This window comes from Micromonospora jinlongensis (genome assembly GCF_013410645.1).
Taxonomy (GTDB): Bacteria; Actinomycetota; Actinomycetes; order Mycobacteriales; family Micromonosporaceae; genus Micromonospora; species Micromonospora zamorensis.
In genome coordinates this window covers 1,275,616-1,299,534 of sequence record NZ_JACCHK010000001.1, presented here as the reverse complement: position 1 = coordinate 1,299,534, position 23,919 = coordinate 1,275,616, and the positions used below count along the sequence as shown (strand labels likewise).

Here is a 23,919-nt window from a genome sequence, read left to right as displayed (position 1 = left end):
CAGGCTAGCCACCGGGCGTGGTGGCCGGTGGCGGTTTCGGCCGATCGGAACGGGAACGGCCGCCCGGGGTCGCCAGTACGGCACCCCGGGCGGCCGGCCGCGCCGCCCCCGATCAGGCCACCGGCGCGGCCGTCCCGGTCGTGCGGGCGAGACGCTGGTGGGAACGGATCAGCTCGGCGTAGCGCAGGCCGCTCGCCTTCACCGTCCGGGTCTGGGTCGGGTAGTCGACGTGCACCAGCCCGAAGCGCTTGTCGTAGCCGTACGCCCACTCGAAGTTGTCCAGCAGCGACCAGACGAAGTAGCCGTCCAGGGGAACCCCCCGGGCCACCGCCGACGCGCACGCCGCCAGGTGCTGCTCCAGGTGGTCGGTGCGCTCCTTGTCCTCCACCATGCCGTCCGGGGTGACCTCGTCCGGCCAGGCCGAACCGCTCTCGGTGACGATGATCCGGCCGGGCCGGTACTCCTCGTGCACGTCGACCAGCAGCCGCTCCAACCCTGCCGGGTACATCTCCCAGCCCATCGCGGTCTCCACCGAGCCGGGCACCGGCACCTGCCGGGCGTACGGGGCCGCGCCGGTCGGGTCGTCGACCACCAGTTGACGGAAGTAGTAGTTCACCCCGAGGAAGTCCGTCGGCGTGGCGATCACCGCCAGGTCGTCGTCGCGTACCGGTGGCTCGACGCCGTAGGTGGCGATCATGTCGGCGGGGTAGCCCCGCCCGTGGATCGGGTCCAGCCACCACCTGTTGACGTGCCCGTCGGCCCGGCGGGCCGCCGCGACGTCCTCGGGCCGGTCGGTGGCCGCCTCGATCGGGCTGAGGTTGACCACCAGACCCACCGAGGCCGGCTGGGCGGCGTTGGCGCGGATGGCCTGGGTGGCCAGGCCGTGCCCGAGCAGCACGTGGTGCGAGGCGTGCACCGCCCGGGTGAGGTCCCGCTCGCCGGGGGCCATGTTGCCCTCCAGGTGCCCGATCCAGCACACGCAGAGCGGCTCGTTGACAGTGCACCAGTCGGCGACCCGGTCACCGAGGCGGGCGGCCACCACCGCCGCGTAGTCGGCGAACGCCTCGGCGGTGCTGCGCTCCGGCCACCCGCCGCGGTCCTGCAACGCCTGCGGCAGATCCCAGTGGTAGAGGGTGACGAACGGCCGGATCCCGTCGGCGAGCAGCGTGTCGACGAGCCGGTCGTAGAAGTCCAGCCCGGCGGGGTTGACCCGCCCGACACCGTCGGGCATCACCCGGGGCCAGGCCACCGAGAAACGGTACGCGTCCACGCCGAGCCGGCGCAGCAGCGCGAAGTCCTCGGGCCACCGGTGGTAGTGGTCGCAGGCCACCGCGCCGGTGTCGCCGTTGTCGACGTTGCCGGGGGTCGCCGAGAAGGTGTCCCAGATGGACGGCGCCCGGCCGTCGACGTCGACGGCCCCCTCGATCTGGTACGCCGCCGTGGCGACGCCCCAGAGGAAGTCGGGTGGCAGCTTGGACAGGTCGGGCACGGGACGGATCTCCTCTGGGTTTGGGTGACTCACTTGACCGCGCCGGCGGTGAGGCCGGCGACGAAGTAGCGCTGCAGGGCCAGGAAGCCGACGACGACCGGGATGCTGACCACCAGCGAGGCGGCCATGATCTGGTTCCAGTAGACGTTGAACTGGGTGGAGTAGCCCTGGAGACCGACGGCCAGGGTGCGGCTGCCCTCGTCGGTCATCACCGACGCGAAGAGCACCTCACCCCAGGCGGTCATGAACGCGTACACGGTGACCGCGACGACGCCGGGCACGGCGGCCGGCAGGATCACCTGGAACAGGGTGCGCAGCGGACCTGCGCCGTCGACCTGCGCCGCCTCGTCCAGCCCGCGAGGGATCGAGTCGAAGTAGCCGACCAGCATCCAGATCGAGAACGGCAACGAGAAGGTCAGGTACGTGATCACCAGGCCGGTACGGCTGGCGTACAGCTCGATGCCGGTGGCGTTGCCCAGGTTGACGTAGATGAGGAACAGCGGCAGCAGGAACAGGATGCCGGGGAACATCTGGGTGGACAGCACCGTCACCGAGAAGACTCCCCGGCCGCGGAACCGGTACCGGCTCACCGCGAACGCGGCGAAGATGGCCACCACCACCGAGCAGACCGCCGCGATGGTCGACACCACCAGGCTGTTCACCAGGTACCGGGCCAGCGGCACTGTGCTCCACATGTCCACGAACGGTTGCAGGGTCGGCCGGCTGGGCCACCAGGTGAAGCCGTTCTGCACGTCCTGCAACGGCTTCGCCGCGGAGGTGACCATCACGTAGAGCGGGATGACGACGAAGAGGGTGAGCAGGGTCAGCACGATGCGCCGGCCCCAGCGCTCGCCGGCGGTCTCACGCATGGTCGTCCCTCCGACGGTTGGTGATCAGCAGGTACAGGGCCGAGACGACCAGCAGGAACAGCAGCAGCGCCACGGACATCGCCGAGCCGGAGCCGAAGTCCCAGGTCTTGAAGGAGCTGCGGTAGATGTGGATGGAGATGAGGTCGGCCTGCTCCGGCGCGGAGCCGCCGAAGAGCACGAACGGGGTGTTGAAGTCGTTGAACGTCCACAGGAACAGCACCAGCAGCAGCACGAGGTTCACCGGCCGCAGCATCGGCAGGGTGACCGAGCGCAGCCGGCGCCAGAACCCGGCGCCGTCGATCGCGGCGGCCTCGTACATCTCGCCGGGCACGTTCTGCAGACCCGCCATCAGGCAGAGGAACGCGAACGGCCAGTTGCGCCACACCGACACCACCAGCAGCGACCAGAAGCTGTTGTCGCCGATCAACCAGAACGGCCGCTCACCCAGCAGCCCGAGCTGGTCGACGAGGACGTGGTTGACCAGTCCGGTGTCGCGCTGCAGCAGGAAACTCCAGGTGATCACCGCGGCGTAGACCGGCAGGGCGTACGGGGTGAGGAACAGCGCCCGCAGGATCGCCCGCCCCCGGAACGGCTTCTGCAACACGACTGCCGCCGAGATGCCGAGCAGCCAGGCGAACCCGACCGAGAGCACGCTGTAGGCCAGGGTGACCCAGAACGAGTGCAGCAGTTCCTTGCCGGCGGCGCTGTTCAGGTCGAGCGTCGCCCGGTAGTTCTCGAACCCTACGAAGGGTGCGGTGGACCAGTCGCGAATGTGGAACTGGGTCAGCTCCAGCATGCTCATCCAGACGCCGACCACCATCGGGATGACGTGGATGGCGAGTTCCAGCACGATGGCCGGTGCGAGCAGCAGGTACGGCAGGAGTGAGCGGCGGGGGCCGCGGGGCCGGCGGGCCGGCCCCCGGGCGGGTGACCCGGCCCGGGGTTCGCGTCGGTCGGCGTCCGGCGCGGTGGTGCTGGTTGCCATCGGGGTCCTCTCGGAGGCGGTGGCCGTGGCCGGGCTCAGCGCCCGACCACGGCCACCGGTGACGCCTGGGTCAGCGCATCTTCTGCTGCGCGTCGGTCAGCTTCGCCTTCACCGACGCCTCGGTGACCGGCTTGCCGCTGGCCGCGTCCGCGAACAGCTCCTTCATCGCGGTGCCGACCAGGGTCTCGAAGGTGCTCTCCTCGGGCACCTGCGGCAGCGGGGCCGCGGTGGTGACCAGGGTCTCCTGGATGGTCTTCTGCTCCGTGGCGCTGAACGCCGGGTCGGAGCCCGCGGTCTTCACCGCCGGCAGCGAGCCGTAGGTCTTGTTGAGGATCGTCTGCTCCTCGTCGCTGGTCATGAACTTCACGAAGCTCAGCGCGCCGTCCTTGTTCTTGGTGTGCTTGAAGACCGCCATGTTGATCCCGGCGACCATGCTGTTGACCTTCTTGCCGCCCGCTGGGGGGCTGGCCAGGAACGGCACCGGGGCCACTCCGTACGCGTCGGCCGGCATGTTCTGCGTCTTCAGGTTCGAGCCGGCGGACTGCCACAGCAGCATGGCGGCCTTGCCGTTGGCGAAGTCGGAGACCGACTGGTTCTGCGCGTACTCGGCGTTGCTCGGGTTGGTGATCTTGTCGGCGGCCATGAAGTCGATGTACCGCTTGATCGCCGAGACGTTCTGCGGGGTGTCGAAGGTCGGCTTGCCGGCCGAGTCGAACCACTCACCGCCGTACTGCTGGCTGAAGGTGAACGCGTGGTGGGCGTTCTCCGACGGGTTGGCCCCCTCGATCGCCAGGCCCCACTTGCCGCCGGTGCTCAGCTTCTTGCCGTACTCGGCGAGCTGCTCCCAGGTGGTCGGCGGTGCGGTGATGCCGGCGTCGGCGAACGACTTCTTGTTGTAGTACAGGCTGTACGCCATGCTGTAGAGCGGCACGGCGGCCGGCGGCTTGCCGGGGGCGCCCGCGGCGGCGAGCGCGGCCGGCACGATCCGGTCCTTGCCGCCGACGGCCTGCAGGGTGGCGTCGTCGAACTCGACCAGCGCGCCGGTGGCCTGCAACGAGGCCGACCAGGTGTTGCCGATGTTGACCACGTCCGGGCCCTTGCCGGAGGCGGCGGCCGCGAGCAGGCGGTTGAGCAGGTCCGACCACGGGACCACCTCGACGGTGACCTTGATCCCGGTCTGCTTCTCGAACTTGTCCAGCTCGGGCTGGAGGATCGTCTTGTCGGCCTCCAGGCTGGCGCCCTGGTTGCTGGCCCAGTAGGTGAGGGTCTTGGGTGATGCGGCGGAGTCGTCGCCTGAGCCGCCGCAGGCGGTCAGCGAGGCGGCGGCCAGTACGGCGGCGGTGAATATCCCGAGGTGTCGTCTCGACACGGGTCAGCCCTTCCGGTGCGTGGTGGGGGTCCGCCGACCTCCGTCGCCGATAGGGGTCGGGACGACGGGCGGCCGGCTGCGGACAGGGTTCGGGGGTGCGCCGTCGGGGTCCGTCGGCGTTTCCCGGGAGTTACATCACGGCTTAAATTATGTCGTCATTAAAGTTGCTGGCCGGTGGGTCGTCAAGCACGAGGCGGTTACAGTCGCCTCGAACGGCCGACGGGAAACGAGGTGACGAGTGGAGCTGGCGCGTGCCACCAACCGCAGTGTGCGGCTGCGCAACCGGTCTGCCCTGCTGACCAAGCTCTTCCTCGACGGCCCTCTCACCCGGCAGGACCTGGTGCGCAGCACGGGGCTGAGTCAGCCGGCGGTCAGCAACGTGGTGGCCGACATGATCGACGAGGGGCTGGTCGCCGAGGCCGGGGCCGCCGAGTCCGACGGCGGTCGGCCCAGCATGCTGCTGCGGATCGCACCCCGGTTCGCCTTCGTGGTCGGTGTGGACGTCGGCGAGACCCGGGTCCGGGTGGAGCTGTTCGACTTCGCGATGACCCTGCTGGCCAGCATCGAGTACCCCCTCGACCCGGCTCGGACCGAGCCGGACCTGGTGGCCGGGCACGTGGTGGCCGGCATCGACGCGGTGACCGGCCAGGCGCAGGTGGCCCCCGGCGACGTGCTCGGCGTCGGCATCGGCGTCTCGGGCGTGGTCGAGCAGGGGGCCGAGGCGGTCGTGCACGCCCAGGCCCTCGGCTGGGACCGGGTGCCGCTGGAGCGTCTGATCGGCGCCGGCACCGATCTGCCGCTGCACATCGACAACGGCGCCAAGACCCTCGGCCAGGCCGAGATGTGGTTCGGCGCAGGCCGGGGCGCCCGGCACGCCGTCTTCGCGCTTGTCGGTTCCGGGGTCGGTGCGTCGGTGGTGACCAACGGCGCCACCTACCGGGGTGCGTCCAGCAGCGCGGGGGAGTGGGGGCACACCACCCTCGTGTACGGCGGCCGGGCCTGCCGGTGCGGCGCGCGCGGCTGCCTGGAGGCGTACGTGGGCGCCGAGGCGATCATCGACCGCTACCGGGAGGCGCGCCGGGGTCGACCGGTGCCCGGCGAGGACGAGGAGTCCCAGATCGGCGCGCTGGTCGCCGCCGCCGAGACCTCGGCCACCGCCCGACGGGTGCTGGACGACACCGCCGGTTACCTCGGCGCCGGGGTGGCCAACCTGATCAACCTGTTCAACCCGGAGCGGGTGGTGCTCGGCGGGTGGGCGGCGATGGCGCTGGGCGACCTGCTGCCGGCCGTCCGGGAGGCCGCCGGCCGGCAGGCGCTGCGCCAGCCGTACGAGCAGGCGTCGATCGAGCTGTGCCGGCTCGGCGTGGACGCCGTGGCGCTGGGCGCCGCCACCCTGCCGATCGCTCGTTTCCTCACCGAGGGCGGCATCCGCCGCTGAGCGGGATGACGGTCTCGGCCGTCGGCGAATTACACAAAAAGAATCCTCAGGATAAATAACAGTCTTATAGATCGATGTCTTGACGCCGTCGCAATCTCGCCGCAACACTCCTACGAGAGCGCTCCCCGACCCGCGACGCCGATTCGGCGGCACCACCCACGGCGCCACGGGGCGAGCCGATCCCATCCGCGCGGCACCCCGTAACCCCCTATCGACAGGCGATGTCATGACATCTCGTGCAATATCCACACGCCCGCGTCCCCGACGGGCCGTCCGGCACCTGATCGTCGGCCTCACCGTGGCCCTGGTCGCGGCGCTCACCCCGGCCGGCGCCACCACACCCGCGCAGGCCGCACCCACCCTGCTCTCCCAGGGCCGCCCCGCCACCGCGTCGTCCACCGAGAACGCCGGCACCCCGGCCTCCGCCGCGGTCGACGGCAACACCGGCACCCGCTGGGCCAGCGCGTTCAGCGACCCGCAGTGGATCCAGGTCGACCTGGGCGCCCGGGCCACCATCAGCCAGGTGAACCTGCTCTGGGAGGGCGCCTACGGACGAGCCTTCCAGCTCCAGACCTCCGACGACGGCGCCACCTGGACCACGATCTACTCGACCACCACCGGCACCGGCGGCACCCAGAACCTCACCGTCACCGGCGCTGGCCGCTACGTGCGGATGAACGGCACCGCCCGGGGCACCGGCTACGGCTACTCGCTCTGGGAGTTCCAGGTCTACGGCGAGACCGGCGGCAGCACGCCCACCTGCGGCAGCACCAACGTCGCGCAGGGCAGCCCGGCGACCGCCTCGTCCACCCAGGACGCCGGCCTCGCGGCGTCCGCCGCGGTCGACGGCAACACCGGTACCCGGTGGGCCAGCGCCGCCAGTGACCCGCAGTGGCTGCGCGTCGACCTGGGCAGCACCCGCACGATCTGCCGGGTGGTGCTCACCTGGGAGGCCGCGTACGCCCGGGCCTTCCAGCTCCAGACCTCGGCCGACGGTGCCACCTGGACCACCATCTACTCGACCACCACGGGCACCGGCGGCACGCAGTCGCTGACCGTCAGCGGCAGCGGCCGGTACCTGCGGATGTACGGCACCGCCCGGGGCACCGCGTACGGCTACTCGCTGTGGGAGCTGGCGGTGAACACCACCGACGGCGGGACCGGCGAGCCACCGGTCGACACGACCGATCCGCGCAACCCGAACCTCGGGCCGAACACGTTCGTCTTCGACCCGAGCACCCCGACCTCGACGATCCAGAGTCGACTGAACACCCTCTTCACCCAGCAGGAGACCAACCAGTTCGGCCCGCAGCGCTACGCGGTGCTGTTCAAGCCCGGCACCTACACCGCCGACGTCAACCTCGGCTTCTTCACCCAGGTCGCCGGCCTCGGGATGAGCCCGGACGACGTCAACCTCAACGGTCACGTCCGCACCGAGGCGTTCTGGTTCGGCGGCAACGCCACCCAGAACTTCTGGCGGGCCGCCGAGAACCTGTCGGTCACCCTGCCCGCCGGGCAGACCGTGGAGCGCTGGGCGGTGTCCCAGGCGGCGCCGTACCGGCGGATGCACCTGCGCGGCGCGCAGAACCAGATCCAGCTCTGGAACGGCGGCGACGGCTGGTCCAGCGGCGGCCTGATGGCCGACACCCGCGTCGACGGCCTGGTCGTCTCCGGCTCGCAGCAGCAGTGGTACTCGCGCAACAGCGAGTTCGGCAACGGCTGGACCGGCTCGGTGTGGAACATGGTCTTCCAGGGCGTCAACGGCGCTCCCGCGCCAAGCTTCCCCAACCCGTCGCACACCGTCATCGGCCAGACCCCGCAGGTGCGGGAGAAGCCGTTCCTCTACGTCGACGGCACCGGTGAGTACCGGGTCTTCGTGCCGGCGTTGCGCACCAACTCGACCGGCACCAGCTGGTACAACAAGACCCCGGCCGGCTCGTCCATCTCGCTGTCGCAGTTCTACGTCGTGCAGCCGGGCACCAGCGCGGCCACCATCAACGCGGCCCTCGCCCAGGGCCGGCACCTGCTCTTCACCCCGGGCGTGCACCACGTCACCGAGCCGATCCAGGTCAACCGGGCCGACACTGTCGTCCTCGGCCTCGGTCTGGCCACCATCCAGGCCGACAACGGCAGCGTGGGAATGCGGGTGGCCGATGTGGACGGCGTCAAGGTGGCCGGCCTGATGTTCGAGGCCGGCACGACGAACTCGCCGGTGCTGATGGAGGTCGGGCCGTCCGGCTCGTCCGCGAGCCACGCCAGCAACCCGACCTCGCTGCACGACGTGTTCTTCCGCATCGGCGGCCCACACGTCGGCAAGGCCACCAACACGTTGACCGTCAACAGCGACAACGTGATCGGTGACCACATGTGGCTGTGGCGGGCCGACCACGCCGCCAGCGGCGTACCCACCGGGTGGACGCTGAACACCGCCGACACCGGGCTCACGGTCAACGGCGACAACGTCACCATGTACGGCCTCTTCGTCGAGCACTACCAGAAGTACCAGACCATCTGGAACGGCAACGGCGGCCGGACGTACTTCTACCAGAACGAGCTGCCGTACGACCCGCCCAACCAGGCGGCCTGGATGAACGGGTCGACCCGGGGCTACGCCGCGTACAAGGTCGCCGATTCGGTGACCAGCCACCAGGCGTGGGGGCTGGGCAGCTACAGCTACTTCAACGTCAACCCCGCCGTCGTGGAGGAGCGGGCCTTCGAGGTGCCCAACAACCCGAACGTGCGCTTCACCAACATGGTCACCGTCTCGCTCGGTGGCGTCGGCACCATCAACCGGGTGATCAACAACGCCGGTGGCACCGCGAACGCGGCCAACCAGCAGGTGTACCTGACCACCTACCCCTGACCGGGGCGCCCGCGCCGGCCCGGTCCTCCGGGACCGGGTCTGCGCGGGTAGCACCCAGGGCCGTGGCCGGCCCGGTCCCGCCGAGACCGGGCCGGCTCCGGTCGCTCCGCCTCAGCCGGCCAGCACCTCGGCCGCTGCCCGTTCACCGGCCCGCACCGCACCCTCCAGGTAGCCGGCCCAGTGGGTCGCCGTCTCGGTACCCGCCCAGTGCACCCGCCCCACCGGCGACCGCAGATGCGGCCCGTACGCGATCCAGGTCCCCGGGGTGGGGGCACCGGAGAAGCAGCCCCGCGTCCACTCTTCGGACGACCAGTCGTACTCGACGAGGTCCATCGGGTCACCGGCCCGTGGCCCGACCACGGCGGCGAACCCCTCCAGCAGGCACCGCCGGCGCTGCGCGGGGGACATTCCGCGCAGCGTGGCGGCCTCCGAGGAGTAGCTGAACCCGGTGAGCACCCCGAGCGGCGAGGTCGGGGTGGAGTTGTCGACCGTCTCGGTGAGGGGGCCGGCGGAGCTGGTGGACACCCCGGAAAGCCCGTCGGCACGCCAGAACGGCTCCGGGTAGACGGCGTGCACCTTGAGCGCCGAACCCATCGGCATCCGCTGGGTCAGGCCGTCCCGGAGGGCGGGCAGCGGTGGGGCGTACCGGATCCGGCCCGCCAGTGCCGGTGCCAGCGCGACCACCAGGGCGTCGCCGTCGACCCGCCCGGTGTCGGTCCACGCCGTCACCCCGTCGGCGCTCTGTTCGATGCTTCGCACCGGTGCGGCCAACGTCAGCGTCCCTGGTGGCAGGGCACCGGCCATCCGCTCGGCCAGCGCTGGCGGCCCGCCCACGATCCGGTCCTGCTGTGCGCCGCCCGCCATGCCCAGAAGGGGCGCGGTCCCGCCGGCGCTGCACAGGTAGAACAGCAGGTGCAACAGCGACAGCTCGTCCGCGCCGGTGGCCAGCAGCCCGCCGGCGAGCAGACGCCCCAGGTAGTCGGCGGTGTCACCGTCACCGGCCGTGGAGCGCAGCCAGCCGCCGAGGATCGTCCGGTCCCACTGCGCGGCCTCCGGCGCTCGCCACGGCGCGGCCGGGTCCAGTCGTGCGGCGTACTCGTCGAGCAGGCTGAGCACCCGGGCGACGTCCGCCGGCGGTTCGGCCCGGCGCCGGCCGGCCCAGAGCAGGGTGGGTGCGCCGACCGCAGCGGACGCGAAGGTGGCCAACCCGTGCTCGGCGACCAGCGCGTACATCCGGTCCTGCGTCGGACCGATCCACTGCGCGCCCAGGTCGACCTGGGTGAGTTCGGGCAGCCAGCGGGTCAACACCCGACCGCCCACCCGGTCACGGGCCTCCAACACCCGCACCTGGGCACCGGCACGGGTCAGCGCCAGCGCGGCGGCGAGGCCGGAGAAGCCGGCGCCGACCACCACCACCCGGATTCCGTCGGTCACGACGGGGTCTACCCACAACCGTCGCCGGCATGGCTACCACCACGACCGGGCACCGGTCGCGGCACGCGGCACGCGGCACGCGGCACGCGGCACGCGGCACGCGGCACGCGGCGGACCGTACCCCCTGTCCTTCGTCCTTTGCTCTGCACCCACCGAGGCGACGCCTCGGCCGGCCGCCGACTGTCGCATCCGTGGGTGCAGAGCAAAGGGCACGCCGACCCCGGGGCCGGGCCGGCCCCCGAGAAATTTCCCGCCGGCCTGTCGATCCAGGCATCTGCCGATCGTGTGGAGGATGAGAGGCCGGCGACGGGCCGGCCCCCCGCGAGGAGGAACGATGACGCTGTACCTGCTCAGCCTTCACCAACCGCAGGGTGAGCTGCCCCCGGACCCGGAGTTTCTGGCCGGGGTGATGCGCCAGCTCGGTGAGCTGCGCGCCGAGTTGGCCTCCACCGGCTCGTGGGTCTTCGGCCAGGGACTGCACGGCCCGGAGACCGCCACCGTGCTGCGCGCCCGCGACGGCGACGTCCTGGTCACCGACGGCCCGTTCGTCGAGGGCAAGGAGTACCTGGGCGGCATCACGATCATCGACGTGCCCGACCTGGACGCCGCCCTGGACGTGGGCCGCCGCTACGCGTTGGCCACCACGCTGCCGATCGAGGTCCGCCCCTTCCAGGCGGGGGCCCGAGACTGACCGTGCCGGATGTGGAAGCGGTGTTCCGCGCGGAGTACGGGCGCGCGGTCGCCGTTCTGGTTCGCCTCCTCGGCGACATCGACCTCGCCGAGGAGGCCGTGCAGGAGGCTTTCGTCGTCGCGGTGGCGCGCTGGCCGGCGACCGGCCCGCCGCCCAGTCCGGCCGGCTGGATCATCACCACGGCCCGGAACCGGGCGATCGACCGGCTGCGCCGCGACGCGTCCCGGGTCGACCGGCACGCCCAGGCGGCCCTGTTGTTCGCCGCCGACGGACCCGTCGAGGAGGGACCCGTGCGCGACGACCGACTCCGTCTGATCTTCACCTGTTGCCATCCGGCGCTCGCCCCGGCGGCCCGGGTCGCGCTCACCCTGCGCCTGCTCGGTGGGCTGAGCACCACCGAGATCGCCCGGGCCTTCCTGGTGCCCGAGGCGACCATGGCGCAGCGGCTGGTCCGTGCCAAGTCGAAGATCCGCAACGCTCGGATCCCGTACCGCGTGCCGCGCGACGCCGACCTGCCCGACCGGCTGCACGCGGTGCTCGCGGTGCTGTACCTGATCTTCAACGAGGGGTACACGGCCAGCGCCGGGCGACAGCTGGTGCGCGCCGAGCTGTGCGTCGAGGCGATCCGGCTGACCCGGCTGCTGGTCGAGCTGATGCCGGACGAGCCGGAGGCGCTCGGTCTGCTCGCGTTGATGCTGCTCACCGAGTCCCGCCGCACCGCGCGGACCAACGCCGCAGGTGAGCTGGTGGCGCTGCCCAGCCAGGACCGGGCCCGGTGGGACGCCGAGCTGATCACCGAGGGGCAGGCGCTGGTGCGCCGCTGCCTGCGCCGCGACCGGCCCGGGCCGTACCAGATCCAGGCCGCGATCGCCGCCGTGCACAGCGCCGCGCCGCGAAGCGCCGACACCGACTGGAGCCAGATCCTCCAGCTGTACGACCACCTGACGGTGGTCGCCCCCAGCCCGGTGGTCGCGCTGAACCGGGCCGTCGCGCTCGCCGAGGTGGCCGGGCCGGCCGCGGGGCTGGCCGAGGTGGATCGGCTCGCCCTGGGCAGCTACCACGTGCACCACGCGGTCCGCGCCGACCTGCTCGCCCGCCTTGGCCGGGACGCGGAGGCCGTCGAGGCGTACCGGACAGCCGTCGCTCTGACGGACAACGCGGCCGAACGGGCCTTCCTCACCGCCCGCGCGGCGGCCCTGGCGACGTCCTGAACGGCGTTTGCCGCCGGGCCCGGCCGGGAAACCGAGGCGCCGGCCGCAGCAGTGGAGGGCGAGGGACCATGAAGTACCGTTCGGCGACCGCCGGCACCGTGCCCGACCTGTCCACCCTCACGCTCGGCGTCGAGGAGGAGTTCCTGCTGCTCGACCCGGACAGCGGGCGCAACCTGCCGGTGGCCGACCAGGTGCTGTCCGCGCTGCGCGGCTCCGCCCGGGACCAGAGCCGCCAGGAGTTCCGGCACAGCATGGTGGAGATGGTCACCCCGGTCTGCGCCGACCTCAGCGAGCTGCGCGCGCACCTGGTGGCGCTGCGCCACTCCGCCGCCGAGGCCGCCACGGCAGCCGGGGCACGGCTGGTGGCGATCGGCGCCACCCCGGTGGCCGAGCCGCACCGGACGGTCCCCGACGAACCGCGCTACCACGCGATGTCGCGCCGCTACGGCCCGGTGGCGCACGACCCGGCGGTGTGCGGCTGTCACGTCCACGTCGGGCTGCCCGACCGGGAACTGGCCGTGCAGGTCTGCAACCACCTGCGGACGTGGCTGCCCGTTGTGCAGGCGATCACCACCAACTCACCGCTGCACGACGGGCACGACACCGGCCACGCCAGTTGGCGGTCGATGCAGTTGGAACGCTGGCCCAGCATCGGCCCCACGCCGTACTTCGACTCCGCCGCCGACTACGACCGGACAGTCGACGAGCTGACCGCCGCCGGCATCATGCTCGACGCCGCGATGGTCTACTGGTACGCCCGCCCGTCGTCGGCCTACCCGACGGTGGAGATCCGGGTGGGCGACGTCTGCCCGGACGTGGACGACGCGGTGCTGGTCGCCGCGCTGGTCCGGTCGCTGGTCGCCACCCTCGCCGACGACGTACGCGCCGGGGTGACCGCGCCGCCCGTGCGCGACTGTCTGGTCTCCGCCGCCCACTGGCGGGCCGCCCACGACGGCCTCGAGGGCGAACTGATCGACCTGCGCGCCGGCGGCACCCGCCCCGCCTGGGCGCTCGTCGACGAGTTGATGGCGGTGATCGCCCCGGCCCTGCTGCGCCACGGTGACCTGGGGTACGTGTTGGCGCAACTGGCCCGGCTGCGCCGCGACGGCACCGGCGCGACCCGGCAGCGCCGGGTGCTGGAGCGCACCGGTGACCTGCGCGCCGTCGTCGACGACCTGGCCGCCCGCACGGCCGCCAGCTGAGCGGCGGCGCTCAGCGGATGTCGTGGGTCTGTAACCACAGCTCCAGCAGGCCGAGTTGCCACAGCTTGTTGCTGCCGGCCGCCGCCTCGGCCCGGTCCGGCTCGGCGAGCAGCTGTGCCACGTACTCCGGGCGGAACAACCCCCGCTCGCGCGCGGCCGGCGCCTGCAACGCCTCCGCGACCAGGTGCCGCACCGGGCCGTCCACGTTGCGCAGCGCCGGCACCGGGAAGTAGCCCTTGCGACGGTCGATCACCTCGGCCGGCAGCACCTCCCGGGCGACCTCCTTGAGCACGCCCTTGCCGTTCTGGGCGACCTTGTGTTCCGGCGGGCAGTGCGCGGCCAGGGTGACCAGGTCCTGGTCGAGGAAGGGCGTACGCACCTCCAACCCCCACGCCATGCTCATGCTGTCCACCCGCTTGACCGGGTCGTCGGGGAGCATCAGGTGGGTGTCCAGGCGCAGCACGGCGTCCAGCGCGGTCTGTGCCCCGGGCGCGGCGAGGTGTTCGGTGAGCAGCTCCCGGCTGGCGTCGTGTTCCAGCGCGTACGCCGGGCCGACGATGCCGCGCAGCTCGTCGTGGTCGCGGTCGAAGAACGCGGCGGCGAACGTCTCGGCTGCGCTGTGCCGGGGAGCCTCGACCAGTGGCTGGTGGTAGCCGTAGCCGGCGAACACCTCGTCGGCGCCCTGCCCGGACTGCGCCACCTTCACATGCTGCGCCACCTGCTCGGACAGCAGATGGAAGGCGACCACGTCGTGACTGCCCATCGGCTCGGTCATCGCCAGCACGGCACGCCGTACGGCGGGCACCAGGTCGTCGTCGGCTAGCCGGATCCGCTGGTGGTCGGTGTCGTAAGCGCGGGCCACCAGGTCGGAGTAGTGGAACTCGTCGCCGGACTCGCCGTCGCGGCTGTCGAACCCGATGCTGAACGTCCGCAGGTGCTGCTGCCCGGCCTCGGCGAGCAGCGCCACGATGAGGCTGGAGTCCAGTCCACCGGAGAGCAGAACGCCGACCGGCACGTCGGCGACCTGCCGTCGGCGTACCGCCGCGCGCAGCGCGTCCCCGATGGCGGCCTTCCAGTCGGCGGCGTCCATCCCCGCGTCGGCGGGCTCCCGCACGTAGTCGGGCCGCCAGTACACCTCCTCGCGGCTGCGCCCGTCCGCCTCGATCACCCGCAGGGTGGCCGGCGGCAGCTTGCGCACACCGCGCAGCACCGTCCGCGGTGCGGGCACGATGGAGTGCCAGGACAGGTAGTGGTGCAGGGCCACCGGGTCGATGCCGGTGTCGACGTCGCCGGCCCGCAGCAGCGCGGGCAGGGTGGAGGCGAACCGCAGCCGCCCAGGTGTCTCGGCGAGGTAGAGCGGTTTGATGCCGAGCCGGTCGCGGGCCAGGATCAGCCGCCGCCGCGGCCGGTCGACCAGCCCGATCGCGAACATGCCGACCAGGTGGTCGACGAACCGTTCACCCCAGTGCGCGTACGCGACCAGGATCACCTCGGTGTCACTGGTCGAGTGGAAGGCGTACCCGGCGTTGCGTAGCTCCTCGCGCAGCTCAGGGTAGTTGTAGATGCAGCCGTTGAAGACCAGCGCCAGGCCCAGGTCGTCGCGGACCATCGGCTGCCCGCCCGCGTCGGACAGGTCGATGATGGTCAGCCGGCGGTGCCCGAGGGTCACCCAGCCGTCGGCGAACAGGCCCTCGTCGTCCGGGCCGCGTGAGCGCATCGCCTCGGTCATCCGGGTGACCGCCGCCGCGTCGGGGGAGCGACCGTCGAATCGGGCCTCCCCGCTGATCCCGCACATCAGGCGGGGCGGTGGTTCAGGTCTGGCACCAGCGACACAGCGTCCTCCTGTCACCTCGTCCCCGAACGGGGCCGCTGGCTACCCCCGCCCGGTGTGGGTAAACCCGTGGTGTCAGGCGCGCAGGGTGCGCAGGATGCGGGACAGCTCGGCGCGGTCGGCGTCGTCCAGGTGGCCGAAGAAGCGGTCCGCCTCGGCCCGGCGGGCGGCCCGGATGGCGGTGCTGACCCGGTTGCCCTCCTCGGTGAGCGCGACCAGGGTCGCCCGTCGGTCGGCGGGGTCGGGCCGGCGCTCGACGAGCCCACGGGCCTGGAGGTCGTCGACGACCTCGGTCGCCGAGCGGGGTGCGATGTGCAGGTGCTCGGCGAGCGTGCCGGGGCGGACCTCGCCGTGCCGGCCCAGGACACCGAGCGCCCGGGACTGGCTGGGAGTGATGTCCCAGGGTGCCAACGACTCCCGGGTCTGCCGGCGCAGACGGGACGCCACCGCCCAGAACGTCTCGGCCAGGCTCTCGTCGTCCGCGCCGTCGGACGTGTGCTCGATCACCGGAATACCGTAGCAGCCGATGCGGTTGTTCCCTCATGTTGAGGTAACCTCAGTAATGTTTCCCTGATCGGAAGGTAGTGCCCCTTGGAACGCACCCCCATGGGCCGCGACCGCGGCCACCACACCGTCAGCGCCGAAGAGAAGACGCAGGCCCGCCAGGTGTCGCTGCGTCGCATCGGCCGCCTGTTCACCCCCCACCGGCCCGCGCTGGCCGCCGTCACCGCGATCATCGTGCTCTCCTCGATCATCGCGATGGCCAGCCCGTTCCTGCTGCGTGCCGTGATCGACAGCGCCCTGCCCCAGGGCGACGTGACCCTGCTGGTCTGGCTGGTCCTCGGCATGGTCGCCGTGGCCGCGGTGACCTCCGCCCTCGGCGTCGTACAGACCTGGATCTCCACCCAGGTCGGCCAGCAGGTCATGCACCGGCTGCGCACGGACGTCTTCAGCCACCTCCAGCGCCAGTCGCTCGGCTTCTTCACCCGCACCCGCACCGGCGAGGTGCAGTCCCGGATCACCAACGACATCGGCGGCATGCAGTCGGTGGTCACCTCCACCGCCACCGCCGTCGCGTCCAACCTCACCACAGTGGTCGCCACAGCCGTCGCCATGGTCGCGCTCTCCTGGCAGCTCTCCCTGGTCTCGCTCGTGGTGCTGCCGCCCGCCATCTGGCTGACCCGCCGCGTCGCCCGGATGCGCCGCGAGATCACCGCCGAACGGCAACGCGAGCTCGCCGACCTCAACGTCACCGTCGAGGAGGGGCTGTCGATCAGCGGTGTGCAACTGGCCAAGACCCTCGGCACCGGTCCCGCCCTGGTCGACCGGTTCACCGCCTCGTCGGCCCGCCTGGTCGACCTGGAACTGCGCAGCGAGTTGGCTGGCCGCTGGCGGATGGCCTCGATGAGCATCATCTTCGCCGCCGTACCGGCGGTCATCTACCTCGCCGCGGGCCTGCCCGGCACCGCGGGCACGCTGAGCATCGGCACCCTGGTGGCGTTCACCGCCCTGCAGGGCGGCCTGTTCCGACCGCTGATGGGTCTGCTCAACGTGGGCGTCTCGCTCACCGCGTCGCTGGCGCTGTTCGCCCGGATCTTCGAATACCTGGACCTGCCCGTCGACGTGGCCGACCCCACCGAGCCGGTCCGCCTCGACCTCGCGCGGGTGCGCGGCCACCTGCGGCTGGAGGACGTCACCTTCGGCTACCCGGGCAGCGACACCGCAGCGCTCGCCGGGATCACTCTGGACGTGCCCGCCGGCACCAGCCTCGCCCTGGTCGGTGAGACCGGCTCCGGCAAGAGCACCCTCGCCGGACTGGTCAGCCGGCTGCACGACCCGACCGCCGGCCGGGTCACCATCGACGGCGTCGACCTGCGCGACCTGCGACTGGCCGACCTGGCCGCGATCGTCGGCGTGGTCAGCCAGGAGACGTACCTGCTGCACACCACCGTCCGGGAGAACCTGCGCTACGCCCGACCGGACGCCACCGACGCCGAGATCGAGGACGCCGCCCGCGCCGCCCAGATCCACGACTTGATCGCCGGGCTGCCCGACGGATACGACACCACTGTCGGCTCCCGCGGCCACCGCTTCTCCGGCGGCGAGAAGCAGCGGCTCGCCATCGCCCGCACGCTCCTGCGCGACCCGCGCATCCTGGTCCTCGACGAGGCCACCAGCGCGCTGGACACCGAGACCGAGCGTGCCGTGCAACGCGCGTTCGACGTGCTGGCCGAGGGTCGGACGACCATCACCATCGCGCACCGGCTCTCCACAGTGCGCGACGCCGACCAGATCGCGGTGCTCGACCACGGCCGGATCGTCGAGGCCGGCACCCACGACAGCCTGCTGGACCGCAACGGCCGCTACGCCAGCCTGGCGGCCTGAGCATCCGCTCACAACCGTCTCGAAACCGTCGCTAAAACTGTCTCATTATTGCCCGACCAGGTGCCGGTAGACGGTGGCCCGCGAGACACCCAACGTGGCGGCGATGGCGTCCACCGAGTGGGTGCCCGCCGCGTGCATCCGCCGGGCCGCCTCGACCTGCTCCCGACCCAGCGCCCGCGGTCGACCGGGCCGCCGCCGACGGGCCTCCGCCCCGCCGCCCGGCGCCGCGTCCGGCCGGTTCGGGTGGGCCAGAGCCGCGGCCGCCGGGTCCGTGGGGTGCGCGGTCGCGCCCGCCGGGTCCGCGTCCGGCGGACCCGCGGGGTCCGCGGTCGGTGCGGTCAGCAGTCGGCGTACGCCGTCGAGCATGTCGGCGCGCAGCACCTCGTCGGACACGTCGGTGAAGAAGACGATCGGATCGCTGCACGACGCGACCGCCTGCACCGCCCGGACCCGCTCCCGACGCCCGGCGTCCGGCCCCGCGATCAGGTCGTTGGCCCGCATCGCGATCACTATCAACCGGTGGTACGTGTCGCCCCGGCCGATCAGCGCGATGTCGTGGAAGAGCATGCCGAGCGGTCGGCGATGGGCGAGCATGATGTCGACCCACCCCTCCAGCACCGTCCACCGGGCCCGCTCGGTGGGTTGCGTCTGCGCGGTGTCGAGCAGCGCCTCCAGGTCGGCCACCAGGGGCTCGACCAGGGCGGCGAGCAGATTCTCCTTGGCCGGGAAGTGGTACAGGATCGCGGTCTTGGTCAGCCGCAGCCGCTCGCCGATCTGGCGCAGCGAGGTGCGCTGGTAGCCGTGCTCGGCGAACAGGTCGAGCGCGGCGCGCAGGATCCGGGTGCGGGTGTCGTCCGCGGGATCGGCGGTCATGCCGGCCAGCCTAGCGACGTCCTGACCGGTGGGCACGATCACCGTTGATTCGACTGACCGTTGGTCAGTACAGTGAGATCGGTCGACGCAGCCAACGGCAGGAGGGGCGATGCCCGTCATCTCGATCGGCAACCTGGTCAAGACGTTCGGTGCGATCCGGGCACTCGACGGGCTGGATCTGCGGGTCGAGCAGGGGGAGGTGCACGGCTTCCTCGGGCCCAACGGCTCCGGAAAGTCCACCACCATCCGGATCCTGCTCGGGTTGCTGCACAGTGACTCCGGCGACGCCCAGGTGCTCGGCGCCGACCCGTGGCGCGACGCGGTCCGCCTGCACCGCCGGCTGGCGTACGTGCCCGGCGACGTCAACCTCTGGCCCAACCTCACCGGCGGGGAGGCCATCGACCTGCTCGGTCAGCTGCGCGGCGGCCTCGACCGGCGTCGTCGCGACGAGCTGCTGCAACGCTTCGACCTCGACCCGACCCGCCGCTGCCGCACGTACTCCAAGGGCAACCGGCAGAAGGTCGCCATCGTCGCCGCGTTCGCCTCCAACGTGGAGCTCTACGTGCTCGACGAGCCGACCTCCGGCCTCGACCCGCTGATGGAGGCGGTGTTCCAGGACGAGGTCCGGCGGGTCAAGCAGGCCGGGGCCACCGTGCTGCTCTCCAGCCACGTGCTCGCCGAGGTCGAGGCCCTCTGCGACCGGGTCAGCATCATCCGCGAGGGCCGCACCGTCGAGTCCGGCACCCTCACCGAGCTGCGCCACCTCACCCGCACGGCGGTGACCGTCGAGACCGCCCGACCCGTCACCGGCCTCGACACGCTGCCCGGCGTGCACGACGTGCACGAAGTCGACGGGCGTACCCACCTGGAGGTCGACCCCGCGCACCTCGACGCGCTGCTCGGCCAGCTCATCCGCTTCGGCGTCCGCGCACTCACCAGCACCCCACCGACCCTGGAGCAGCTCTTCCTGCGCCACTACGGCGACGACCCCGCCGCCGGCGCCAGCACTCCCGTCGCCTCGGATGCCCGCGCCCCGCAGGCCGGTGCCCGGTGAGCGCGCTGACCAACACCGCGCTGCTGGCCCGGCTCGTGCTGCGCCGCGACCGGATCCGCCTCGCGATCTGGATCCTCGGCACACCCCTGCTCGGCTACGCCCTCGCGGCCAGCGTCGCCGGCATCTACCCGGACCAGGCGGCCCGCCAGGGGTACGCCACCACCTCGGCGTCCAGCCTCGTCGCCCGCGCCTTCAACGGGCCCATTGCCGGCACCGAGCTCGGCGCGGTGGTGGTCGCCGAGACGTACGTGACGCTGGCCCTGATCGTCGCCCTGCTGAGCACCTTCGCGGTGACGCGGCACACCCGCCAGAACGAGGAGACCGGCCGGGCGGAGCTGCTCGGCGCCTCCGTGGTCGGCCGGTACGCGCCGCTGACCGCCGCGCTGCTCGTCATCGTCGCCGCCAACGTGCTGGCCGCCGGGCTGCTCGCGCTCGCGCTCATCGGCGCCGGCCTACCGCTGGCCGGCTCCCTCGCGGCCGCCGCCGCGATCGGCGGTGTCGGGGTCGCCTTCACGGCGATCGCCGCCGTCACCGCCCAGCTCTCCGTCACCTCCCGGGGCGCCAACGCGCTCGCCGCCGCCACCGTCGGGCTCTCCTTCGTGCTGCGCGCCGCCGGCGACGTGCTCGGCGAGCAGAGCGCCGACGGCACCCGCGTGCGGAGCGCCTGGCCCTCATGGATCTCCCCGCTCGGCTGGGGCAACCAGGTGCGGGCCTTCGAGGGCGAACGCTGGTGGGTCCTCGCCCTACCCGTCGCGCTGCTGCTCGCCGGGGTGGCACTCGCGTACGCCCTCGCCGAGCGCCGCGACCTGGGCGCCGGGCTGATCGCGCCCCGACGCGGCCCGGCCAGCGGCGCGCCAGGGCTGCTCAGCCCCGCCGGGCTGGCCTGGCGGATGCAACGCGGCACACTGCTCGGCTGGGCGGTCGGGGTGGCCGTACTCGGCTTCTCCATGGGCATCGCCGGCGACGAGTTCAACGCCATGATCGACCAGAATCCGGCCGCCGCGGAGGCGATCAACGCGATGGGCGGCGGAGCCAACCTCATCGACGCGTACCTGGCCGCGATGCTGGGCCTCTTCGCGCTGACCATCGGCGCGTACGTGGTGCAGGCCCTGCTCCGGGTACGCGGCGACGAAACCGACGGCGTCCTGGAAGCCGCCCTCGCCACGGCGGTCAGCCGTACCCGCTGGCTCGGCACCCAGGTCCTCGCCGCGGCGCTCGGCGCCGTCGCGTTGCTGCTGCTCGCCGGCGTGACCACCGGTCTCGGCTACGGCCTCGTCACCGACGACCCGCTCGGCGAGGCTGTCGAGCTGGGCGGCGCCGCGCTGCTGCGACTGCCCGCCCTGCTCGTGGTCGCCGGGGTGGTGACCACCCTGTTCGGGCTGCTGCCCCGCTGGTCCGTGGTGCTGTCCTGGACAGCCCTGCTGATCTTCCTGCTCCTCGGGCAACTCGGCGCGGTGCTCAAGCTGCCCCAGGCCGCGCTCAACGTCTCGCCGTACACCCATGTGCCGTCCGTGCCCGCGGTCGACCCGGCGGTGGCGCCGCTGGTGGTGCTGACGGCGGTGGCCGCGGCCCTGCTCGCCGTCGGCGTGGCCGGCTTCCGCCGCCGCGACGTTCCGAGCTGAGCTGCTGGGCTTCCTTGTGATCGTTGGCAGCTGAGCAGCTCGACACGCCGCGCACCGAACCGCTGAACTGCCACCGATCATCTTGACTAGCACAGATCGGGCGCGTCCGGTCGCCGTCCACAGATTGCCTGCTGTCCACAGAGGGGTGAGTGGCGTGGTTGCCTCGGGTTGGGGGGAGGCTGAACGGTCGTGGTGTGAACTCGGTGCTTCGGGAGCTGGTGGAGCTTGGCGGAGGGCTGGTGACGCTCGGAGCTGCCCGACAGGTGGTGCCGTCGTGGACGTTGGAGTCGGCCTGCCGTAACGGCGAGTTGGTGAGGGTGCTGCCCGAGGTGTTCGTGGCGGCACACCTCGTCGGTGGCCGGCCCGGCGCCCCAGCCCTCAGTCGGCTCGACCCGGCTCTGGGTCATCGCGCGGCCCTCGCCTGGGCCCGTGGCTGCGGCGCGCTCAGTCACGTCAGCGCGCTCGGCGCGTGGGGGCTGCGTCCGCCGGCTGTGGGCGACCTCGTCCACCTGAGCACACCGACGTCCGCCAATCTGCGCACCCGACCCGGGGTGGTCGTGCATCGACGGCGCCGCCTCCTCATCGCACCGCCGCACGTGGTGGTGCGACAGGGCCTGACGGTCACCCGCCTGGAGCACGCGCTCGTCGACTCGTGGCCGGCATTGCCACCCGCCGAGCGGCGGGCACCCGTGATCCGGGCGGTCAACGAATGGCTGACCACCCCCGAGCGGCTACGAGTGGCCCTGGGGAGCGCACCGAGGCTGACAGACCGGGCGGCGTTCCGGACACTCCTGACGAGGCTCGCCGACGGCTGCCGGAGCCCGCTGGAGATCTGGGGACACGAACACGTGTTCACCGGCCCGGGGATGCCGGCGTTCCGCCGACAGAAGCCGGTCCGAGTCGGGCGGCCCACGGTGTACCTCGACATGTTCGCCGAGCGGGAGCGGATCAACATCGAACTCGACGGGGCCACCACCCACGGCGACCCACGCCAGCGTGAGATCGACCTGCGCCGCGATGCCCTGTTGGCGGGCATCGGGATCCTGGTGGTCCGCTTCACCCACCGACGGCTGGTGCACGAGGCCGACGCGGTACGCCAGGAAACCCTGGCCATCCTCGCGACCCGCCGGAGCTGATGCCGTCGGCAGAGGCTGAGGAAGGTTGCTTGGTGCTGGCAACCTCGGCGGCGTGAGCACGCTTCTGACGCAGCTTCCGGCACTCCTCGGCGTCCTGGTTGGCACCCTGGGCACGATCCTCGCCACCTCGCTCGCCGACCGTGCCCGGTGGCGGCGCAGCCAGAGCGTCCGCTGGGACGAGCGGCGGCTCGACGCGTACGTCGACTATGCGCACGCCCTCAAGGAGAGTCACTCGGTGGCGCTGCGGATGACGGCCGACCTGCGGCCCGGATCGCACAGCCACCCGATAGACCGGGAGGATGGACTGGCCCGGCTGGCCTCGTCCGACGCGCGACGCACCATCGTCTGGGAGAACCTGCTGCTGCTCGGCGATGAGTCCACGGTCGCAGCCGCCGCCGTGTGGCGGGACGCGGTCTGGCAGGTCGAACGGCTCGCACGCGGGATCATCGAGCCGCCGCAGGACGTCTCGAGGCTGCTGACGTCTGTCAACGAGGCCCGCGACGGGTACTACCGGGCGGCTCGGCGCAGCCTCGGCGTCCGGGGTGGTTCGGTGGAGCAGTCGCCGGCCCTGCAGCAACGCTTCTCCACTGATCGACCGTGATGTCGGACGTGGCCGCCGCCAGGGATCACTCTGAGCGGCGTCCGATGGCAGGATGACCGCCGATGACGGCTGACGCACACGTCCTTGAGCGTCGAGTTGCCCGACTTGTCCGAACAGCGACCCGCTGCATCTTGCGATGTGGCGGCATCCCGACAGATGAGTGTCACCAAGCTCTCCAGCCAAGAAGCCGCCCTACCCTGCATCCCTGAGACGGTGTCCGGTGGCGGGAGCGGAGAACGCGGTGGAGCAACGCGGGTACTGGCAGGAGTCCGGCGGGCGGGTTTCTGCGGAGGAAGCCTGGAACATCTGGGCCAGGCACGGATACGACATCCTGGTCGCAGTTGCACAGAGCTACCACGGGCTCATCACCTACAAGGAGCTTGGTGAGCAGGTGCAGGCCAGTTCCGGCATCCGGACCTCGGCCCTCCTGCACAACTGGATCGGGTCCGTTCTCGGTCGCATCGTGCGGGAGGCGCACCGACGGGGCGACCCGCCGCTGACCGCTCTGGTCGTTCATACAGATGACGGCAAGGTGGGAGCGGGATACAAGGAAGTTCTGGAGGTCGCGGGGGAGCCGCCGGTCGAGGACGAGATGGAGCGGGAGATACACGCCGCCAACGCCCGCCTCACCTGCTACCGCCACTTCGACGCGGTCGGCCTACCTCCGGACGGAGGCAGACTCGCGCTGGCACCGAGGCTCGAGGTGGCGGTGGCGCGCCAACGCGCCCGCGCCCCGGAGCCTCGCCGGCCACTCTGTCCCACCTGCCACCTACAGCTCCCTACGACCGGTACCTGCGACACGTGCGGTTGACGCCGACGGACGCCAATGCGGGCGGCCCGCAGGACCCACGTCGAGGTGGCGGTCC

General features: G+C 71.9%; 19 protein-coding genes. 11 read left to right on the top strand and 8 right to left on the bottom strand.

Features of this window, described 5'->3' with window-relative positions; genetic code table 11:
- Positions 1–112: 112 nt before the first annotated feature.
- The 4 genes from HNR22_RS05470 to HNR22_RS05455 all read right to left on the bottom strand — a co-directional run bounded on the left by HNR22_RS05470 (position 113) and on the right by HNR22_RS05455 (position 4,712).
- The gene (locus HNR22_RS05470) at positions 113–1,489 is read right to left on the bottom strand and encodes a GH1 family beta-glucosidase (RefSeq protein WP_179779372.1); all 1,377 of its coding nucleotides are present in this window, start codon (positions 1,487–1,489) and stop codon (positions 113–115) included.
- A gap of 29 nt (positions 1,490–1,518) precedes the next feature.
- Complete coding sequence (locus HNR22_RS05465; RefSeq protein ID WP_088948469.1) at positions 1,519–2,358, bottom strand: carbohydrate ABC transporter permease; 840 nt, start codon at positions 2,356–2,358, stop codon at positions 1,519–1,521.
- Positions 2,351–3,343 (bottom strand): carbohydrate ABC transporter permease, encoded by a 993-nt coding sequence (locus tag HNR22_RS05460; protein WP_179779371.1) that lies wholly within the window; start codon positions 3,341–3,343, stop codon positions 2,351–2,353. Before HNR22_RS05460 ends, HNR22_RS05465 begins: the two co-directional genes overlap by 8 nt.
- Positions 3,344–3,413: 70 nt before the next feature.
- On the bottom strand, positions 3,414–4,712 hold the full coding sequence (locus HNR22_RS05455) for an extracellular solute-binding protein (RefSeq protein ID WP_179779370.1): 1,299 nt from the start codon (positions 4,710–4,712) through the stop codon (positions 3,414–3,416).
- 238 nt (positions 4,713–4,950) lie between these two features.
- Here HNR22_RS05455 and HNR22_RS05450 point away from each other — a divergent pair, with 238 nt between their 5' ends.
- Complete coding sequence (locus tag HNR22_RS05450; protein ID WP_179779369.1) at positions 4,951–6,150, top strand: ROK family protein; 1,200 nt, start codon at positions 4,951–4,953, stop codon at positions 6,148–6,150.
- 226 nt (positions 6,151–6,376) lie between these two features.
- Entirely contained in the window at positions 6,377–9,013 is a 2,637-nt protein-coding gene (locus HNR22_RS05445) for a discoidin domain-containing protein (RefSeq protein ID WP_179779368.1), read from the top strand.
- A gap of 111 nt (positions 9,014–9,124) precedes the next feature.
- On the opposite strand, the gene HNR22_RS05440 is transcribed toward HNR22_RS05445, so the two are convergent.
- Positions 9,125–10,447, bottom strand: coding sequence for an FAD-dependent oxidoreductase (locus tag HNR22_RS05440; RefSeq protein WP_179779367.1), 1,323 nt, complete (start codon positions 10,445–10,447; stop codon positions 9,125–9,127).
- Between the two features lie 334 nt (positions 10,448–10,781).
- Between HNR22_RS05440 and HNR22_RS05435 the strand changes: the two genes are divergently transcribed.
- The 3 genes from HNR22_RS05435 to HNR22_RS05425 all read left to right on the top strand — a co-directional run bounded on the left by HNR22_RS05435 (position 10,782) and on the right by HNR22_RS05425 (position 13,551).
- Positions 10,782–11,138 carry a YciI family protein gene (locus HNR22_RS05435; protein ID WP_179779366.1) on the top strand — a complete coding sequence of 119 codons (357 nt, stop codon included), beginning with the start codon at positions 10,782–10,784 and terminating at the stop codon, positions 11,136–11,138.
- Between the two features lie 2 nt (positions 11,139–11,140).
- Positions 11,141–12,349 carry a sigma-70 family RNA polymerase sigma factor gene (locus tag HNR22_RS05430; RefSeq protein ID WP_179779365.1) on the top strand — a complete coding sequence of 403 codons (1,209 nt, stop codon included), beginning with the start codon at positions 11,141–11,143 and terminating at the stop codon, positions 12,347–12,349.
- 68 nt (positions 12,350–12,417) lie between these two features.
- Positions 12,418–13,551, top strand: coding sequence for a carboxylate-amine ligase (locus HNR22_RS05425; protein WP_179779364.1), 1,134 nt, complete (start codon positions 12,418–12,420; stop codon positions 13,549–13,551).
- A gap of 10 nt (positions 13,552–13,561) precedes the next feature.
- On the opposite strand, the gene HNR22_RS05420 is transcribed toward HNR22_RS05425, so the two are convergent.
- Together HNR22_RS05420 and HNR22_RS05415 are read right to left on the bottom strand one after the other, a co-directional pair.
- On the bottom strand, positions 13,562–15,346 hold the full coding sequence (locus HNR22_RS05420) for an N-acetylglutaminylglutamine amidotransferase (RefSeq protein WP_179779363.1): 1,785 nt from the start codon (positions 15,344–15,346) through the stop codon (positions 13,562–13,564).
- Between the two features lie 111 nt (positions 15,347–15,457).
- Positions 15,458–15,889, bottom strand: a complete 432-nt coding sequence (locus HNR22_RS05415; protein ID WP_179779362.1) for a MarR family transcriptional regulator — start codon at positions 15,887–15,889, stop codon at positions 15,458–15,460.
- Between the two features lie 99 nt (positions 15,890–15,988).
- Between HNR22_RS05415 and HNR22_RS05410 the strand changes: the two genes are divergently transcribed.
- A complete protein-coding gene (locus HNR22_RS05410) occupies positions 15,989–17,767 on the top strand; it encodes an ABC transporter ATP-binding protein (protein WP_179783415.1) in 1,779 nt (592 codons plus the stop codon).
- A 45-nt stretch (positions 17,768–17,812) separates the two neighbouring features.
- On the opposite strand, the gene HNR22_RS05405 is transcribed toward HNR22_RS05410, so the two are convergent.
- On the bottom strand, positions 17,813–18,640 hold the full coding sequence (locus HNR22_RS05405) for a TetR family transcriptional regulator (RefSeq protein WP_179779361.1): 828 nt from the start codon (positions 18,638–18,640) through the stop codon (positions 17,813–17,815).
- 109 nt (positions 18,641–18,749) lie between these two features.
- Between HNR22_RS05405 and HNR22_RS05400 the strand changes: the two genes are divergently transcribed.
- The 5 genes from HNR22_RS05400 (at position 18,750) to HNR22_RS05380 (ending at position 23,864) form a co-directional block, all read left to right on the top strand.
- A complete protein-coding gene (locus HNR22_RS05400; protein WP_179779360.1) occupies positions 18,750–19,694 on the top strand; it encodes an ABC transporter ATP-binding protein in 945 nt (314 codons plus the stop codon).
- Positions 19,691–21,316, top strand: coding sequence for an anibiotic ABC transporter (locus HNR22_RS05395; RefSeq protein WP_179779359.1), 1,626 nt, complete (start codon positions 19,691–19,693; stop codon positions 21,314–21,316). The genes HNR22_RS05400 and HNR22_RS05395 overlap by 4 nt, the downstream gene beginning before the upstream one ends.
- A 194-nt stretch (positions 21,317–21,510) precedes the next feature.
- Positions 21,511–22,452, top strand: coding sequence for a DUF559 domain-containing protein (locus HNR22_RS05390; protein ID WP_179779358.1), 942 nt, complete (start codon positions 21,511–21,513; stop codon positions 22,450–22,452).
- Positions 22,453–22,504: 52 nt separating this feature from the next.
- Positions 22,505–23,053 carry a hypothetical protein gene (locus tag HNR22_RS05385; protein WP_179779357.1) on the top strand — a complete coding sequence of 183 codons (549 nt, stop codon included), beginning with the start codon at positions 22,505–22,507 and terminating at the stop codon, positions 23,051–23,053.
- Positions 23,054–23,294: 241 nt separating this feature from the next.
- Positions 23,295–23,864: a hypothetical protein gene (locus HNR22_RS05380; protein ID WP_218906183.1), complete on the top strand. Its 570-nt coding sequence runs from the start codon at positions 23,295–23,297 to the stop codon at positions 23,862–23,864.
- Positions 23,865–23,919 lie beyond the last annotated feature (55 nt).

Excerpts from the sequence above, each read along its gene's own strand:
- HNR22_RS05465 (WP_088948469.1), bottom strand. The coding sequence starts at position 2,358 with ATGCGTGAGACCGCCGGCGAGCGCTGGGGCCGGCGCATCGTGCTGACC.
- HNR22_RS05460 (WP_179779371.1), bottom strand. The coding sequence starts at position 3,343 with ATGGCAACCAGCACCACCGCGCCGGACGCCGACCGACGCGAACCCCGG.
- HNR22_RS05445 (WP_179779368.1), top strand. The coding sequence starts at position 6,377 with ATGACATCTCGTGCAATATCCACACGCCCGCGTCCCCGACGGGCCGTC.
- HNR22_RS05435 (WP_179779366.1), top strand. The coding sequence starts at position 10,782 with ATGACGCTGTACCTGCTCAGCCTTCACCAACCGCAGGGTGAGCTGCCC.
- HNR22_RS05425 (WP_179779364.1), top strand. The coding sequence starts at position 12,418 with ATGAAGTACCGTTCGGCGACCGCCGGCACCGTGCCCGACCTGTCCACC.
- HNR22_RS05420 (WP_179779363.1), bottom strand. The coding sequence starts at position 15,346 with ATGTGCGGGATCAGCGGGGAGGCCCGATTCGACGGTCGCTCCCCCGAC.
- HNR22_RS05410 (WP_179783415.1), top strand. The coding sequence starts at position 15,989 with ATGGGCCGCGACCGCGGCCACCACACCGTCAGCGCCGAAGAGAAGACG.
- HNR22_RS05405 (WP_179779361.1), bottom strand. The coding sequence starts at position 18,640 with ATGACCGCCGATCCCGCGGACGACACCCGCACCCGGATCCTGCGCGCC.
- HNR22_RS05400 (WP_179779360.1), top strand. The coding sequence starts at position 18,750 with ATGCCCGTCATCTCGATCGGCAACCTGGTCAAGACGTTCGGTGCGATC.